Source organism: Pseudoalteromonas aliena SW19, assembly GCF_014905615.1.
Taxonomy (GTDB): Bacteria; Pseudomonadota; Gammaproteobacteria; order Enterobacterales; family Alteromonadaceae; genus Pseudoalteromonas; species Pseudoalteromonas aliena.
The window spans coordinates 222654-238041 of sequence record NZ_AQGU01000028.1 but is presented as its reverse complement, the minus strand read 5'-3'; the positions used below and the strand labels follow the sequence as shown (position 1 = coordinate 238041).

13 protein-coding genes and 2 pseudogenes are annotated in these 15388 nt (G+C 39.3%); 4 read left to right on the top strand and 11 right to left on the bottom strand.

The window, feature by feature from the left end; all coding sequences use genetic code 11:
* Nucleotides 1-16 precede the first annotated feature (16 nt).
* From PALI_RS16300 to PALI_RS16290, 3 genes and pseudogenes are all read right to left on the bottom strand, one after another.
* Nucleotides 17-205 (bottom strand): annotated as a pseudogene (locus tag PALI_RS16300) (hypothetical protein); the annotation flags it as partial.
* Between the two features lie 298 nt (nucleotides 206-503).
* Complete coding sequence (locus PALI_RS16295) at nucleotides 504-1121, bottom strand: LysE family translocator (RefSeq protein WP_138584523.1); 618 nt, start codon at nucleotides 1119-1121, stop codon at nucleotides 504-506.
* An 83-nt stretch (nucleotides 1122-1204) separates the two neighbouring features.
* The gene (locus PALI_RS16290) at nucleotides 1205-1612 is read right to left on the bottom strand and encodes a DUF3224 domain-containing protein (protein WP_182703426.1); all 408 of its coding nucleotides are present in this window, start codon (nucleotides 1610-1612) and stop codon (nucleotides 1205-1207) included.
* Nucleotides 1613-1700: 88 nt separating this feature from the next.
* On the opposite strand from PALI_RS16290, the gene PALI_RS16285 reads away from it, so the two are divergent.
* Complete coding sequence (locus PALI_RS16285) at nucleotides 1701-3479, top strand: ABC transporter transmembrane domain-containing protein (RefSeq protein ID WP_193156495.1); 1779 nt, start codon at nucleotides 1701-1703, stop codon at nucleotides 3477-3479.
* Between the two features lie 34 nt (nucleotides 3480-3513).
* Here PALI_RS16285 and PALI_RS16280 read toward each other — a convergent pair whose 3' ends face one another.
* From PALI_RS16280 to PALI_RS16265, 4 genes are all read right to left on the bottom strand, one after another.
* Nucleotides 3514-4221 (bottom strand): hypothetical protein, encoded by a 708-nt coding sequence (locus tag PALI_RS16280; protein ID WP_193156494.1) that lies wholly within the window; start codon nucleotides 4219-4221, stop codon nucleotides 3514-3516.
* 94 nt (nucleotides 4222-4315) lie between these two features.
* Nucleotides 4316-4948: an OmpA family protein gene (locus tag PALI_RS16275; RefSeq protein WP_193156493.1), complete on the bottom strand. Its 633-nt coding sequence runs from the start codon at nucleotides 4946-4948 to the stop codon at nucleotides 4316-4318.
* A 333-nt stretch (nucleotides 4949-5281) separates the two neighbouring features.
* Entirely contained in the window at nucleotides 5282-5863 is a 582-nt protein-coding gene (locus PALI_RS16270; protein ID WP_193156492.1) for a hypothetical protein, read from the bottom strand.
* Nucleotides 5864-5970: 107 nt separating this feature from the next.
* Nucleotides 5971-6177 carry a hypothetical protein gene (locus tag PALI_RS16265; RefSeq protein WP_193156491.1) on the bottom strand — a complete coding sequence of 69 codons (207 nt, stop codon included), beginning with the start codon at nucleotides 6175-6177 and terminating at the stop codon, nucleotides 5971-5973.
* An 811-nt stretch (nucleotides 6178-6988) separates the two neighbouring features.
* Here PALI_RS16265 and PALI_RS20420 point away from each other — a divergent pair.
* Nucleotides 6989-7219 (top strand): annotated as a pseudogene (locus PALI_RS20420) (transposase); the annotation flags it as partial.
* A gap of 930 nt (nucleotides 7220-8149) precedes the next feature.
* The gene (chrA, locus tag PALI_RS16255) at nucleotides 8150-9301 is read left to right on the top strand and encodes a chromate efflux transporter (RefSeq protein WP_193156516.1); all 1152 of its coding nucleotides are present in this window, start codon (nucleotides 8150-8152) and stop codon (nucleotides 9299-9301) included.
* On the opposite strand, the gene PALI_RS16250 is transcribed toward chrA, so the two are convergent.
* The 4 genes from PALI_RS16250 to speA form a co-directional block, all read right to left on the bottom strand.
* Nucleotides 9261-10520 (bottom strand): mechanosensitive ion channel family protein, encoded by a 1260-nt coding sequence (locus PALI_RS16250; RefSeq protein ID WP_077536340.1) that lies wholly within the window; start codon nucleotides 10518-10520, stop codon nucleotides 9261-9263. The two genes, chrA and PALI_RS16250, sit on opposite strands and share 41 nt — an antisense overlap.
* Complete coding sequence (locus PALI_RS16245; RefSeq protein WP_193156490.1) at nucleotides 10517-11437, bottom strand: acetyltransferase; 921 nt, start codon at nucleotides 11435-11437, stop codon at nucleotides 10517-10519. Before PALI_RS16245 ends, PALI_RS16250 begins: the two co-directional genes overlap by 4 nt.
* 25 nt (nucleotides 11438-11462) lie before the next feature.
* Entirely contained in the window at nucleotides 11463-12341 is an 879-nt protein-coding gene (locus tag PALI_RS16240; protein WP_138586706.1) for an acyltransferase, read from the bottom strand.
* Nucleotides 12342-12404: 63 nt separating this feature from the next.
* Nucleotides 12405-14285: a biosynthetic arginine decarboxylase gene (gene speA, locus PALI_RS16235; RefSeq protein WP_077536343.1), complete on the bottom strand. Its 1881-nt coding sequence runs from the start codon at nucleotides 14283-14285 to the stop codon at nucleotides 12405-12407.
* Between the two features lie 198 nt (nucleotides 14286-14483).
* On the opposite strand from speA, the gene speE reads away from it, so the two are divergent.
* Nucleotides 14484-15347, top strand: a complete 864-nt coding sequence (gene speE, locus PALI_RS16230) for a polyamine aminopropyltransferase (protein ID WP_182701651.1) — start codon at nucleotides 14484-14486, stop codon at nucleotides 15345-15347.
* Nucleotides 15348-15388 lie beyond the last annotated feature (41 nt).

Genomic DNA, 15388 nt, shown 5'->3' with positions numbered 1-15388 from the left:
GCTCCAACTTGCTAAATTAATGACTGTAAGTAAAACCAAAATAAAACTGACGACCAAAGTACTCAGTCGTACCCGTTCGTTGCTTTGTGCCAAAGTAGTTTTGGGTCGGTTTGTCTGTCAGGTTATTAACTTGCAAAAGCATTGTTAGGGGATCGGTAAATTTGTATGACGTTTGAAAATCAATAAACGTTTCAGAATTGTCATTTGAGTAAAGCAAAGTGGCGTTATTTAGTGTCATTGTAAGCAAGAGTAATAAACTGAGTTGCTACACTTGGCTGCAATCGCGCTATTTGCAGCAAATAATGCCAGCATTAGCGCACTTAGTTTGAATTTTTCATGTGTGTATCCTTTAGTTATTGTTATGTGGTATATCAGTGCCGTTGAAACACAACCAACAAAGTGTAACTAAAAGGTAATCAAATTGTGATGAATACGTATGCACCACAGAGAACTTTGGCTGTAGCTATTTTGTACAAATAATTCAGCAACAACCAATTATAAAACTACAAACTAATGACCACCCTTATGGCTAGGGCAATAAACACAACACCCAGTATTTTGTCTAACCATGGGTTTTGCTTAGTAAAACCAAAACGATTTTTAGACACCTCAGTTAGCACTGCAACTAATAAATACCAACCAGTATCAATTACAAACACGGTTAAGCACATAATAATGCCAATGCTTAAAGTGAGGTTTTGCGGATCTATAAATTGTGAGAACAACGCTAAAAAGAAAATCGCGAGTTTAGGATTTAAAAAAGCAATCGCAAATCCATCTTGTAACGCTTTACTCGCACTTACTTCACTCTTTTGTACTTGCAGCTCGTTATTACTTGGTTTTGCTAGCAGTATTTTTAAACCTAAATAGGCTAAATACGCAGCGCCTAAATACACCAATATTTGGTATAGTGTTGGAAATTGAGCCATCAATGCTCCTAAGCCAAGTAATGAGGCTGCAGCATAAAGCCCAACGCCAATACCGTGACTGAGCGCAGCAAGCATGCCGTTTTTCATGCCACCACTAAGCGTGTGCTTTAATACCACCGCAAGGCTTGGCCCTGGCGACATCGCGCCCATCATGCATACCAATGCCAAACTCAACCAAACAGATAAAGCCATTTATGCTCCTTATAATTCATGGTCTTCAATAATTAATCCGCATAAGTATTTACCTATGCTTTTTTATTTAACCTGAATTCTGGTTATTTACTATCTACAGTGTATTCAAAGTCATAGTAATGAATACCTTGCTCTATACGAATTTTCATACTGCCGCTTAAGCCTTCAAGCTCATCAGTACCTGAATCGGGAATGACGTTTAAAATCAGGCTATCTTGACCTTTATTCATAGTGCCAAAGTGTTGCAGTACAAAGCTCCCCTGCTTACCTTCAAGTTCCCCAACTACTTGCTCAATAGCAACATAACCTGCACTCCCTTGCGTTGGCGTCATAGCACTGAGCATTTCGCCTTGGCTGGTCGCATTTAAGCTACCTTTAAATGTTTTATCAATCGACATACGCCCTAAATTAATGCCTTGCTGCCCTTTGGCGTAACCTTCAATTGGCGCTAAAGCGACTGTAAATTCACCGTTTATTATATTTGTAGTCATAACGAATCCTTATTGATGATATTCAATACTATTGATTTTTATTACCTTGATGCCATATCTATACCTTAACCTTCAAAAAGAATCCACTATGTCAAAAGAAACACCTATAGCCGAAAAGGCTGCTTTTAGCAGTTTATTACCTGTTTTTGCTTTTATTAAACCGTATAAGTGGATGGTAGTCGCCGCCCTAGCCGCATTACTCGTAACGGCAGGCGTTAACTTGTCATTGGGGCAAGGTGTTAAATTTGTTATTGATCATGGCTTTATTGCTGGATCAAAGGTGCAATTACAGCAGGCCGTATTAGTACTTATTGGTTTAATCAGCTTATTAGCAGTAGGCACTTTTAGCCGTTTTTATTTAATGTCGTGGATTGGCGAACGGGTCAGCAACGATATTCGAAAAGCCGTGTTTAATCGCATTGTTACGCTGCACCCTAGCTACTTTGAAGAAAACCGCAGCGGCGAGCTTATGTCTCGCTTAACCACTGATACCACCTTATTACAATCTATTATCGGCTCATCGTTTTCTATGGCGCTGCGCAGCGTACTTATGTTGGTGGGCGGTTTAGCCATGTTACTGTTCACCAATTTAAAACTTACTTTAGTGGTTGTTGCCTGTGTGCCGCTAGTACTTGTCCCAATGATGGTATTTGGCCGCAAGGTACGTAAGCTTGCAAGCTCAAGCCAAGATGCCATTGCCGACATAAGCACCTATGCAGGCGAAATCATACAAAATATTAAAGTAGTGCAAAGCTATAGCCATGAAGAACAAGAACAGCATGCCTTTGCACTCGAGACCGAAAAAGCCTTTAACGTGGCTAAAAAACGTATCAAACAACGTTCGTTTTTAATAGCCGTAGTGATTTTTTTAACCTTTAGTGCCATTAGCGCAATGCTTTGGGTGGGTGGTAACGATGTACTTGCGGGTACTATGACCGGCGGCGAGTTAGGTGCATTTGTGTTTTACGCTATTATGGTCGCAATGTCGGTGGCTACCGTTGCTGAAGTGTATGGCGAACTACAAAGAGCAGCAGGCGCGGCTGCAAGATTACTTGAGCTACTTGCGGTTAAAAGTGAAATAGAAAACCCGCTAAACCCACAAGATAGTAATTTACTGCAAGAAAGTAGTTCCCCTGCAATTGCGCTTGAAAACATTAGCTTTAACTATCCTTCTCGCCCCGATGTAAGCGCACTTAATAAGGTAAGCCTAAATATTCAGCAAGGCCAAACTGTGGCTATTGTTGGCCCTTCTGGCGCTGGTAAAACTACATTATTTGAATTGCTACAACGTTTTTACGATCCGGCCAGTGGAGCTATTAAGTTTAAAGATATAAATATTAAAGACCTATCACTTAATACTCTGCGCAATAAAATGGGCATGGTAGCGCAAAACCCTATTTTATTTAGCTCCGATGTTATGCATAACATCCGCTACGGCAACCCAAATGCAACCGATGAGCAAGTGTATGCCGCTGCAAAACATGCCCATGCCGATGAATTTATAAACCAGTTGCCACAAGGCTATCACAGCTTTTTAGGTGAGCAAGGTGTTAGGTTATCTGGCGGGCAAAAGCAACGTATTGTGCTTGCCCGCGCTATATTAAAAGACCCAGAAATACTCCTTCTTGATGAAGCCACCAGCGCGCTAGATGCGCAAAGTGAGCACCACGTGCAAGCGGCGCTTGAGCACCTAATGCAAAACAGAACAACGTTAATAATTGCCCATAGGCTGTCCACGGTAAAACATGCTGATGTGATTGTGGTAATGGAAAATGGGGAAATAATAGCAACGGGTTCTCACCAAGTGTTATTAGCCAGCAATCCGCTGTATCAAAAACTGTGTGAATTACAGTTTAATAAAGATTGAGCTTAAATAAATTAAAGTAGCAGCTGCTTTGCTGCTACTTTTTGCTAAGCCATTTGTTCATTGCAGCATCATAAGCCTCTGTTAACTTAGTTTTACCGCACAATTGCCCTGCGGTTAAATAACTATCTGGTAAGTCATTTTTTTGCATCACCCCTGCGCCAATAAACACCTTTTTAAAACAAGTATCACCTTTGCGATAGGTAGTAAATTGCATACTTTGCTGCTCTATTTGTAACAGCGGCTTTACCGCTGCAGAGTGTACTTTTGGGACTGTGATCCTGTTTACCGTGGCGTATTCATCCGCTGTTTTACCAGCAGAGGTTGTACTAGCAGGTAAAGATCCCATTTGTTGCTGTAAAATACGATTAAGGCCTTTTTGTAAGTCGATTTTTTTATATGGCGTTAATGTTGCAGAGTGGGCGTTTATTGTGGTGGAGCTTGTTATAGTGGAATTTACCGGTTCAGCCGTTTTTTCTGTTTTCTTACTAGAGGAGCTTACTGATTTTAATACTGTTTTATTTACCGGCTCATTTGGCTTTTTTTCTATGCGCACACTTTTATTAACACTCTGTTGAGGCGTTTGCTGTGTTGCTTTAATTTTGGCTGCCACACTCACCATATAGGCTTTAATTGGCGGTGATTGCGGCTGTTTTATTTCAGGTACCTTTAAAGTTGTTAAAAAAAACAACAATAATCCATGTAAAAGTATCGATAAGATAATTGTCGAACGCCACTTTGCCATAAATATGTCCCTGTGAAAGAACTAGTTATGACAGCTAACGCAGGTAAAAGTGCCATTAAATAAACAAAACCGCGCATTAGCGCGGTTTTTGCTATTAAGCTTGTGTATTAGGCACTATTTGAATTTCTACACGACGATTTTGAGCACGACCATTTGCACTATCGTTAGTCGCAATTGGACGTGTTTCGCCATAGCCTTTAGTGCTAATACGTGCCGCCATAATTTGTTGATTCACTAAATAATCTTTTACACTTTGTGCACGCTCGCGCGACAAGTTCATGTTGTAGCTATCTTTACCTGTGCTATCGGTATGGCCTTCAACACTAAGGTAAGTTTTTTCGTACTTATTCATTACTTTTGCAATCGCATTTAACGTGTCGTTAAAACCTGATGAAATATACGATTGAGCCGTCGCAAAGGTAATATTTGATGGCATAACCAAACGTAAGTTGTCGCCCTCACGCACAACCTCAACGCCCGAACCCGCTAGCTCATCACGAAATGCTTCTTCTTGCTTATCCATGTAGTCGCCAACAGCAGCGCCCGCAAGTGCCCCAATTGCTGCACCAATAAAAAAGCGTTTATCTTTATGGTTACTCGTAGCTTTACCTAATACGCCACCTGCGGCAGCGCCAATTGCAGCGCCTTTACCTGCGTTATTCATTTCACAACCAGAAAGCAATACAGCTAATACAGTTGCGCTTAAAAGTGATTTAGTTAAAGTCATGATGTTACCTATTCAATAAGAATTTAGCCGGAGTATGCAAATACATGTATGAACAAACTATGAAGAAGGTATTAAAATGTAGGAATCCCTGCCTAACCTTATAGTCATCACTAGCTATAAGTAGTCATAAGAACTTGGTTTAGACTTTACCTGATAGGCGACTATGAGTGATCAGTGTCCAGTCAATAATTGTGATCTATGAAGCCAAATTTCCCCCCTTGTGTGGACTTTAGAGAGGTTATATACTTTAAAGTCGAACCTGCCGATAATTTAAACAAATTTTAAAGACTTTAGAAAACTCTTTAAACTCATTTTAATATGATAAATCTTGCTTCAATTAACACCAATTTCAACCGTCATTGTACTTTCATCTGTCTGACCAATTAGATAAAATGAGTAGTTTTTCCATTTGTCGTCAGAGCGCAATGTATTAGCAATAATTATAGCTTGATCGATAGAGTCATCCTCCGAAACCAACAATTGTAGGTGGCATAATGTTGCTCTACATTCCACATTTTTTAGTTTTAGAGTAGCGAGTTGCTCGTTAGCAGAAAAGAAATCATGTAATTGGTATGTAAATTCATCTGCCCATTCATAGTTTACTTCTTGTTTATCGAAGGGGATAAAAACTTCTGATGGACTCGGTTCATTCACCTCTCTATCTTCTTCAGGTATTTTTTCCTTATTAAGTGTTTCTTGATTTAAGGATTTTAATACATTAATCCCAGTCTTTTGTGCTCCACTATTTTCTGGTTTATAGATAGAATTTATACGTCTATTTGAGATTTCCGATTCATTTAAACTTAGCTTTTCGTCGCTCGTGTTAATATTTAAATTGCTAGGCGTATTTAAAAAATATACTAATATAGAACCTATAAATGAAATTGCAATTACGTACTTGATTCTTAAATTCATCTTTAATCTCCAATTAGAATGCTTAAAACCGTGAATATAATTAATAATTATTAGTGCGCCTTAAAAAATATTAACGCGCACTAATAAAATAATTTCAACTTTTTTGACTATTCCGGACAAGGTATTTTTACACACTTATCGTCATCACATTTTATACAATAAAATTGGCCTTTCATCAGTTTATAGCTTGGATGAATTAAAGTTTCAATAGTTTCATTTATTTCTAAGCTAGATGATTCCGCTGCTGTAGATAAAAATGAACAAAATAAAATCGCTCCCATAACTATACTTTTCTTAAAATTTATATTGAACATTGCAAACTCTCTCTAATTTTATTCAGGGCATCGGATCACTGCGCAATTATTATCAGAATTGCACTTGAAACATCTAATTTGGCCTGCGAAAAGAACACTACTTGAATTAATATTTGCAGTATCTTTACTGGTTTCTTGGGAATAGGCTGGAATTGAAACAAGAACTGTAAACAGTAACAACACCGACGTTTTCATGAAGTTTTTAGTCATTTTTATCTCCTATACTCTTATGATATTGTAATCTTCTAAATTGAAGAATAAATACAGCACAATAAAATAAACATAAAACAAAGACATATATGGACGCTCCCTCGAATTGATGCTTTTACTCTATTATCATGTACTCCATTTCACAGTAATGATGCGTCACAAGCTGGCTTAAAAGCAAAGGTACTGACATATATTCGAGCTATGATTACATGGTTATCATGCTCCTAATGAGCTTCGCACCAAAGAACCTAAAAATATTCACCCAAGCGAGATTAAATGGTGATGATTAAAGGCAGAAATTTGGAATACATTTTTTGCCAAGTCAATTGATAATGTACTAATTTTCATGATAGACGCTCCCTTTAAATGAGTGTGAGTTATAACCAGTTTGGCGCATTGACGCCGTTTTGGGGAGCGCCCATCTCATCATCCATTCTAAATTTTGCTATTTGTGAAATGAAGTACTAGGCTTTGAACAGTGTAAAAAAAGCAAGGTGTTACATGGCAATCGTAAGATAACGTCAAGTAAGTTTAGTTGGAGAGGAATTAGAATGATACCCATCCTAATTATTACGAAAAAATCAGCAAAACAGTGTTGAAAGTGCACTTTATAAATAATGAATCACGCAAAAAGCTGATCTACGTATACAAAATGAAAGTAAAAATAGGCAGCCCAATCGGACGACGACAATACAGCAAACAGCTTGGCTGAATTGAACCAGTGTTCGGCAACATTACAGTGAATAAAGGGATGAATAAATTGACCTTACTAGGCCAAACGAAAGTGAATGCGCAACTGTATTGCCTTGTTTATAATATAAAAAAGCTGTAAAAAACGTGCATTAAGAAGGATAAGCTCTTTTAACCCTAAATATAGCCACTTAAACACCCGTAATCCCTTCCAAAACGCCAATTTAAAACAATACCAAACCCACTTTTTATATTCTATGAAAAACACGGTAATCGATTGAGCCAAAATAGGAACTCAGCTATGGTTTGTTTATTAAAAAAAACAAATAAAAACGAGTTAATCTACAGGCTCGTTAGCAGATCAGGATAATATGAGAGTGATTTAACAAATATCCTTGTAGCCTTATTCTTAACCATACTTGGATATTACTATGGTTTATCAAATGGCGGCTTTTCTGTTGAGGACTTACTACCTGTTAGTAATTTAATAGCCTCTTTTTGTGCATTAGTAATAGCTACCAAAGCGTTAAGTACGACTAAAACAAGGAGTAGATTTTGATTTACCCATGGACATGATTGAATAGCGAAATGATAAAAAACGGGATTATCAAAAGTCATGGGGAGAATTGAAAATACATTGCAGGGGCTTTGTGAATAAAAATTCGTTTCTTGCACCTGATAATGTAGGGGTGAATATCTTAAAGCTATACAAGAGCTGCATCTTGATACATATAAGCCTCATGAGTGCAGTTTTAATAAGTATCATGAGTTCATTTCAAAAGAAGGTGAAAAGACTTTTCATTATCTCCGGTCAAAATTGGGCTAATAGAGTAGCCGGAGGTCTCTAACCTCCAGCCCCACCCATCATCCAGATCCGTAATTTTCTATAAGCTCAACACTCTATGCAACACACGGATTGGAGCCCTATTAGCCACGCCTGACAGTTAAAAATATGCTTATTCAATTTAAAGCAGCGCACATTAGTTATATATACTAACTAATGTGCCATTTTAATAAAAATGTCATACTCCCTTGTGACAATTTAATGAATTTTACAAAGGATATTGGCGCAATGTTAATTGCTATTTTTAGACAGTTTTTTTTACTAGGGTGTATGAGCTTTGGTGGCCCTGCTGCGCATTTAGGTTATTTTAAACGCCACTTTGTAGACTCGTTAAATTGGTTAACTAACACGCGTTACGCACAACTTATTAGTTTAAGCCAAGCACTGCCAGGGCCTGGCTCTAGCCAAGTTAGTTTTGCGATTGGTGTTGAGCGGGCTGGGGTACTTGGTGGTATAGCTGCGTTTTTAGGCTTTACTCTGCCTTCGTTTTTAATAATGGTGCTGCTTGCGGTTAGTGCCCATCAGTTTGATGCTGTTTACTTTGCTATTATTGCAGGCTTAAAGTTATTTGCCGTTGTTATAGTCGCTGATGCCACGCTTAGTATGGCTAAAAGCTTTTGTACAAGTGCTGCGCTTAAGTTACTTGCGGTAATGAGTACACTTGCTTTGGTGTTATTTCCAATGATGGGAACTCAAATAGCAATTTTAATCACCGCTGCCACAATAGGTGCTATATGGCCTTTATTAAAACTTGGCACAGTAGCAAAAGATGCTAGCAGTACAAAAAGTAATATTAATTGGATTGCACTGGGGCTCTTTGCACTACTACTAGCCGTTAGCTTTTTTCCTCTAGGTCAAGAATTTGCTTTGTTTGCGCCTTTTTATCAAGCAGGTGCAATGGTATTTGGCGGCGGGCATGTAGTGTTACCAGTATTACAAGCAGGTGTCCCTGCGTTAACTGATGATCAATTTTTAAGTGCTTACGCGAGCGCGCAAGCTGTTCCCGGGCCTATGTTTACTATTGCTACTTACTTAGGCGCACAACTTACTACTGAGCAACCTTTAGTGGGCGCCCTTATAGCTACACTGCTTATATTTATGCCTGGTTTTTTACTTATACTGGCGTTTCAGAAGAGCTGGCTTAATTTGGCAAGTAAGCCACGCTTTGCAAGCTCAATTGCAGCGCTTAATGCGGCGGTAGTGGGGTTTTTAGCGGCGGCTCTGTATTCACCAATTTGGACATCGGCGGTGCATAATCTTTGGCAAGTAGCTTTAGTGATACTCGCGTTTGCATGGCTGCGATTTAAAAAGCCACCTATTTGGTGGCTATTAATCGTATTTATTGCTGTGGGTCTTGGCCAGCATTATTGGGCACTTTAATACTAGGTTTATCTATTTGCGGTGTGTTTGTTGGTGGGCTTAATTGCCCGCTAACACTTTGATAAGCTCGTAACCCAAAAATAGGCAATACAGCCAATAAATGATCCATTATTTCGGCTTGCAAGTGTTCGTACGAAATCCAGCGTTTATCTTCACTAAAGCAATAAAACTCAATCGGTAAACCATGATTAAGTGGTTGTAGCTCTCGTACCATTAAGGTCAGTGAGGTATTAATTTTGCTGTGTTGCTTTAAATAGCCTTCGGCATAGCGGCGAAATAGCCCCAAGTTAGAGACAGGATCGGGCAATGTGGTGATGCGAATATATTCGTGTAGCGGGATTGCAGCGTTAATTTGCTTTCTAAACTCGTCACCCACCAAGCAAATGCTATTCATATCAATATTAAGTGAACGCTTAATACGTCGCCCACCGGATTCTTGCATGCCTCGCCAATTTTTAAACGAGCCCGCCACCAACATATAAGTAGGAATGGTTGTGATGGTATTATCCCAGTTACGCACTTTTACGGTATTTAACCCTAAATCAATCACCTCGCCATCAGCGCCATAATTTTCTACTTGGATCCAATCACCATACGTTACCAAACGATTTGCAGCAATTTGAATGCTCGCTACAAAGCCTAATATAGTGTCTTTAAATACCAATAATGTAACCGCCGCAATTGCGCCAAAACCAGAGAGAATATAGGTAGGCGATTTTTCCAGCACTATGCTCACAATTAAAATGCCACATACAATAAAGGTAATGAGCTTAACAACCTGAATTAAACCCTGGATAGGCACTTCACGGGCAAATTCAAGCTGGTTATAAATAGCGCCAGCAATACTCACTATACTGCTTATAATAAAGCCAACGTAGATAATTAATAAAGCCTGCCCTACCGTTTTTAATATTTCGGCGGCCAATTCGTTAACCGGATAAACACTGTCGAAAGTCGCTAAAAACAAAACACAACAAAGCAACCCTGCAATGCGTTTGTTGAGCTTGGTTAACATTGGAGAAAGTGCGCCAATACGCTCAGGAGACAGTTTAGTGACAACCTTTTGAATGCCTGGCAGCATTAAACGACGTGTAAACAAATATAAAATGAGTAAAGAGCATACCCCGATTGCTGTGGCGGTAATTGAGCTAAGAAAATTTGCATCGGGTACTTTTTCAAACCAAGGAGCAATTAACTCCTGCAGGTGTGTGTTGGTCATAGTGTTTCAATTTCCTTACTGATTTTTGGCTCTGGTAAGTCTTGTTGCGCATAGATATCGGCAAGTTGCTGATCTTTAGTAACCCATAGTTCATTCACATAATGTTGAAAATTGGCTTTAAATACGTCATCACTTTGATAACTGCCCTGCATTTTCTCATCAATAGGGATAACCTCAATCGACACATAAATAGAATCCAATTCACCTTTTAACAAGTTACGGCAAACATGATCGGTTTTACCGCTGTAAACTAAACTTGTATTGAGCATGGCATCAAATTGATCGGCTAACACTTCAAGTGCAAAAGCAATACCGCCAGCTTTAGGCTTTAGTAAATGTTTAAAGGGACTTTGTTGCAAGCTATGCTTAGCTGGCGTGTAGCGTGTACCCTCTACAAAATTAATGATAGTTGTTGGGTGATGACGAAAGTTACGACAGCTATGCTTGGTACGCTCTACATCCAGCCCTTTGAGCTTAGGATTTTTAGCAAGTTGTGCTTTGCTTACCCGTTTCATAAACGGCATACCCATAGCCCACGCACCAGTGCCTATAAAGGGCACGTATTTGAGTTCATCTTTTAAAAAAAACTTAGGAGCTGGCAATTCATGTAATGAGCTAAGTACGGTTATATCTAACCAGCTTGCGTGATTACAAATCAGTAAATACCAGCATTTTGAGTTTAAATCGCCACTAATATCAACCACAATATTCGGACAACCTAACCAAAGCCCTAAACGATTGCCGTTACACCAACCACGATAAGCGCTATGCAATATAGAATTAACAATAGATAAAGGAAGCAATAACTTAATAAGGCCCAGCATTAATACCAGCGAGCCAAAAAGTATGACATTAGAAAACAATACACAGCCTACAATTAAGCCGTTAAGCCAGTTTGGTAACCATTTTTTTAGCATAACCGTAAGCTCATATTTTTACCTTTTATTTAGGGATGTTTTCAAGCGATTGTAATGTTTGCTCTTTGTCTTCCCATAAACGATTTAGTTCACTTTGAAAGCGCACTCTAAATTCAGAGTCACCGGTGTAGTCACCGATTAACTCTTCGCTTACCGGCCTTACTTCCACGTGTATGTTAATATTTTTTACTCTGCCACCAGCAAAATCCATAAAAGTAGGAATACCATCAGGGTAATGAATGGTGACATTAACTACTTTAGTTATTTGCTCACCCATTGCTTGCATTACAAACGCGATACCGCCCGCTTTTGGCTTGAGTAAGTGTGGAAATGGGCTATCTTGACGCTTGTGTTTGGACGCTGTAAAACGCGTACCTTCCACGAAGTTAACCACACTTACCGGCATTTCTTTGAATTTTTCGCAAGCTTTACGCGTTGTTTCTAAATCTTTGCCACGTAGCTTAGGATTCTTTTTTAATTGGCTTTTACTGGTACGCGTCATAAATGGGAAATCAAGCGCCCACCAACATAATCCTAAAATAGGCACGTAAATAAGCTCTTTTTTCAAAAAGAAGTTTAAAAATGGAATTTTACGATTAAATACGCGCTGCAATACTAAAATATCGACCCAGCTTTGGTGGTTTGCAATAACCAAATACCAATCTTTTAGCTTAAGATCTTCAAGGCCAATTACGTTAAGTTTTGTTGGCGTAAACAACTTTTGATTTAAGCTATTAAAGGTAACCCAAACAGTTGCGAATTGCTTAGCAGCCCAGCTCATTATTTTTTGTAATGGCTTGATTGGAATAAGCTTTATAAGCCCACAAATAAAGATAGGTACAAACCAAAAGAGTGTGTTTATTGCGTACAAAATAATACTAAGTACACCGCGAATAACTGACATTACTTCTACTTCCTTTAAACATGGCGCAGCAACTTTATTGCTGCGCTTTAAGTTGCTTACAAATTAATCTTCAAAATAAGTATAACCTTCAAGGCCTGCATTAAGCTCAGCTAAGTAACCTTCTTTACACTGCGTCGATACATCAAGCTTATTAACTTGATACGCAAAGTTATCGGCTAAAATGGCGCTATCATAGTCAACAAACTTTAATACATCCTTAACGCTATCACCTTTTATGGCATTGGTTAATACATAACCATCGTCGTTAAGCTCCACATGCACAGAATCAGTATCGCCAAATAAGTTATGTAAATCACCTAAAATTTCTTGATACGCCCCGACCATAAACATGGCAATATGATATTGCTCACCGTGCTTGTATTCTGGAATTGGTAAGCTGGTTTCAATACCCGCTCCTTCAACGTATTCACGGATTTGCCCGTCAGAATCACAGGTAATATCTTGAATAATCGCACGTTGCGTCAATGGTTGAGTTAAATTTTCGATTGGCATAACCGGAAATAACTGCTGAATACCCCACACATCTGGCAATGACTGAAACAATGAAAAATTAACAAACAACTTATCAGCCAACTTTTCGTTTAAATCATCGAGTACTTCTCGATGAGCACGCGCATTATTACTAAGCGATGCACGTACACGGTGTAAAATAGTAAAGTAAAGCTGCTCTATTTTCGCCCACTCTACCATGCTCACTAAACCATGCACGTATTGATCGTGCGCCTCGCTAAATAGGTGCATAGCATCGTGATAAATTTCTAGCGCCATACGCGGATTTAAACGCTGTAAACACTGCCACATTTCATCGAGTACTAATGCGCTGTTTTCAAGCGGTGCTTCTGGATTTAAATAATTTGGCGCTTTTTCTACATCAATAACATCGGTAATTAACACGGCATGATGGGCGGTTAATGCGCGACCTGACTCGGTGATAATAGCCGGATGCGTAAGGTTATGCTGGTCGCACACTTCGGCAAATGCATTCACTACATTACGCGCATATTCTTCAACCGTGTAGTTCATCGAACACGCACTGCGTGAGCCAGAGCCTTCGTAATCAACACCTAAACCGCCACCCACATCAACCGTATTTAGCGGTACATTTAATTGCGTAAGTTCAGCAAAGTGACGTGCACATTCACGTAAAGCGCGGTGAATATCGCGAATATTGGCAATTTGGGAACCAATATGAAAATGCACCATTTGCATTAAGTGCAATTTGTTATGCTTTTTAAGCACTTCAACGGCGCTTAGCACTTGACCCGCTGTTAAACCAAATTTACCTTTTTCGCCACCGGTATTTTGCCATTTGCCTTTGCCGACTGAATTTAGGCGAATGCGAATACCAATAGCAGGCTCAATGCCTAGGTTGTCTATTTCTTCAAGTAGTGTGGTCAATTCTGACAACTTTTCTACCACAATTTTTACGCTGTGCCCCATTGCTTGACCAATACACGCTAAGCGTAAAAACTCACTGTCTTTATAGCCGTTACACACAATAGTAATTGGCTCTTTTGCTACACCCAAAATGGCCATCAGCTCTGGCTTTGAGCCTGCTTCTAGGCCAACAAGCCCGCTTGGGTGCGCTAATAGTTTACTGACTACGGAGCGCTGCTGATTTACTTTAATTGGGTAAACGCAGGTGTATTTACCATTGTACTCACGATTTGCTCGTGCTTGCGTAAATGCATTTGTGAGCGTGTCTACACGGTTTTGTAAAATATCGGTAAAGCGCACTAAAACCGGCAACGTTAAACCTTGTTGTTTAAACTGCTCAGTTAATTGCGTTAAAGAAATGGCCGGTTTTGTTTGGTCGCCATCAGGGTAAGCCACCAGTTCGCCTTGTGCGTTAATATCAAAATAACCATCGCTCCAATGAGCAACGTTATAAGTAGCGCGTGCTGTTTCTAAACCCCAGGTCATGGCAACTCTTCTTTAATCAATTAGGTATAAAGGCGCATTTTAATACGTCATGATCTCCTAGGCTAACAAAAATTGAACTTTCACTCACTCCTAACTAACTTTATTCGTTAAATCAGTTAAAATGTCGTTGAGCAAAACGCCAAGCACTGGCAGAATTGCCCCTTTTTCATACTCAACCTAAAAAGTGTAATAGCAACTATGGCAAATTTAGATCAAAGTAAGTGGTTTACTGAAATTAGCGACCGCGATGGCAGCGCATTTTCATTACGTATTAACAAAAAGTTAGATGAAAAACAGTCTCCTTTTCAAAAGGTAGAAATGTTTGAAACCACAGACTTTGGTAATTTAATGATCATCGACGGGTGTACTATGGTAACAACCCGCGAAAACTTCTTTTATCATGAGATGATCAGCCACCCTGCACTTTTAGCACACCCAAACCCTAAAAACGTGGTTATTATTGGTGGTGGCGACTGCGGCACTTTACGCGAGGTATTAAAACACCCAGGCGTAGAAACTGTAACGCAAATAGACATAGATGAAGTAGTTACGCAAATGTCGTTAAAGTACTTCCCAGAGCTTTGCGAGTCTAACAACGACGCCCGTGCAACAGTGATGTTTGACGACGGTATTAAATATATGCGCGAAGCGGCTGGCGAATCCATTGACGTGGTTATTGTTGATGGCACAGATCCAGTAGGCCCAGGCGAAGGTTTATTTAATCATGCATTTTATACAAGCTGTTTAAATGCACTGCGCCCAGGTGGTATTTTAGTGCAACAAAGTGAATCACCACTTATGCATATGCCATTATTAGTTGAAATGCGCGAAGCAATGTTAAGCGTAGGCTTTAACGATTTACAAACACTGCCATTCCCGCAACCAATTTACCCAAGTGGTTTATGGTCGGTAACACTTGCACGTAAATCACAAGCATTTGACGGTTTTAGAGAAGACGGCGCAGCACAAATAGCCGAGCAAAGTGAATACTACAACAGTGGTATTCATCATGGCGCACTCGCGACACCTAACTACATGAAACGCGCGTTTGATAAAAAATAATCTATACCCATTTTATTAAACTAAAAGAGGAGCTTTTATAA

Bases quoted from the DNA above. Each gene is read 5' to 3' on its own strand.
- PALI_RS16270 (WP_193156492.1), bottom strand. From the start codon at position 5,863: ATGAATTTAAGAATCAAGTACGTAATTGCAATTTCATTTATAGGTTCT.
- PALI_RS16285 (WP_193156495.1), top strand. From the start codon at position 1,701: ATGTCAAAAGAAACACCTATAGCCGAAAAGGCTGCTTTTAGCAGTTTA.
- speE (WP_182701651.1), top strand. From the start codon at position 14,484: ATGGCAAATTTAGATCAAAGTAAGTGGTTTACTGAAATTAGCGACCGC.
- PALI_RS16275 (WP_193156493.1), bottom strand. From the start codon at position 4,948: ATGACTTTAACTAAATCACTTTTAAGCGCAACTGTATTAGCTGTATTG.
- PALI_RS16250 (WP_077536340.1), bottom strand. From the start codon at position 10,520: ATGACCAACACACACCTGCAGGAGTTAATTGCTCCTTGGTTTGAAAAA.
- PALI_RS16290 (WP_182703426.1), bottom strand. From the start codon at position 1,612: ATGACTACAAATATAATAAACGGTGAATTTACAGTCGCTTTAGCGCCA.
- chrA (WP_193156516.1), top strand. From the start codon at position 8,150: ATGTTAATTGCTATTTTTAGACAGTTTTTTTTACTAGGGTGTATGAGC.
- speA (WP_077536343.1), bottom strand. From the start codon at position 14,285: ATGACCTGGGGTTTAGAAACAGCACGCGCTACTTATAACGTTGCTCAT.
- PALI_RS16265 (WP_193156491.1), bottom strand. From the start codon at position 6,177: ATGTTCAATATAAATTTTAAGAAAAGTATAGTTATGGGAGCGATTTTA.
- PALI_RS16295 (WP_138584523.1), bottom strand. From the start codon at position 1,121: ATGGCTTTATCTGTTTGGTTGAGTTTGGCATTGGTATGCATGATGGGC.
- PALI_RS16280 (WP_193156494.1), bottom strand. From the start codon at position 4,221: ATGGCAAAGTGGCGTTCGACAATTATCTTATCGATACTTTTACATGGA.
- PALI_RS16240 (WP_138586706.1), bottom strand. From the start codon at position 12,341: ATGTCAGTTATTCGCGGTGTACTTAGTATTATTTTGTACGCAATAAAC.
- PALI_RS16245 (WP_193156490.1), bottom strand. From the start codon at position 11,437: ATGCTAAAAAAATGGTTACCAAACTGGCTTAACGGCTTAATTGTAGGC.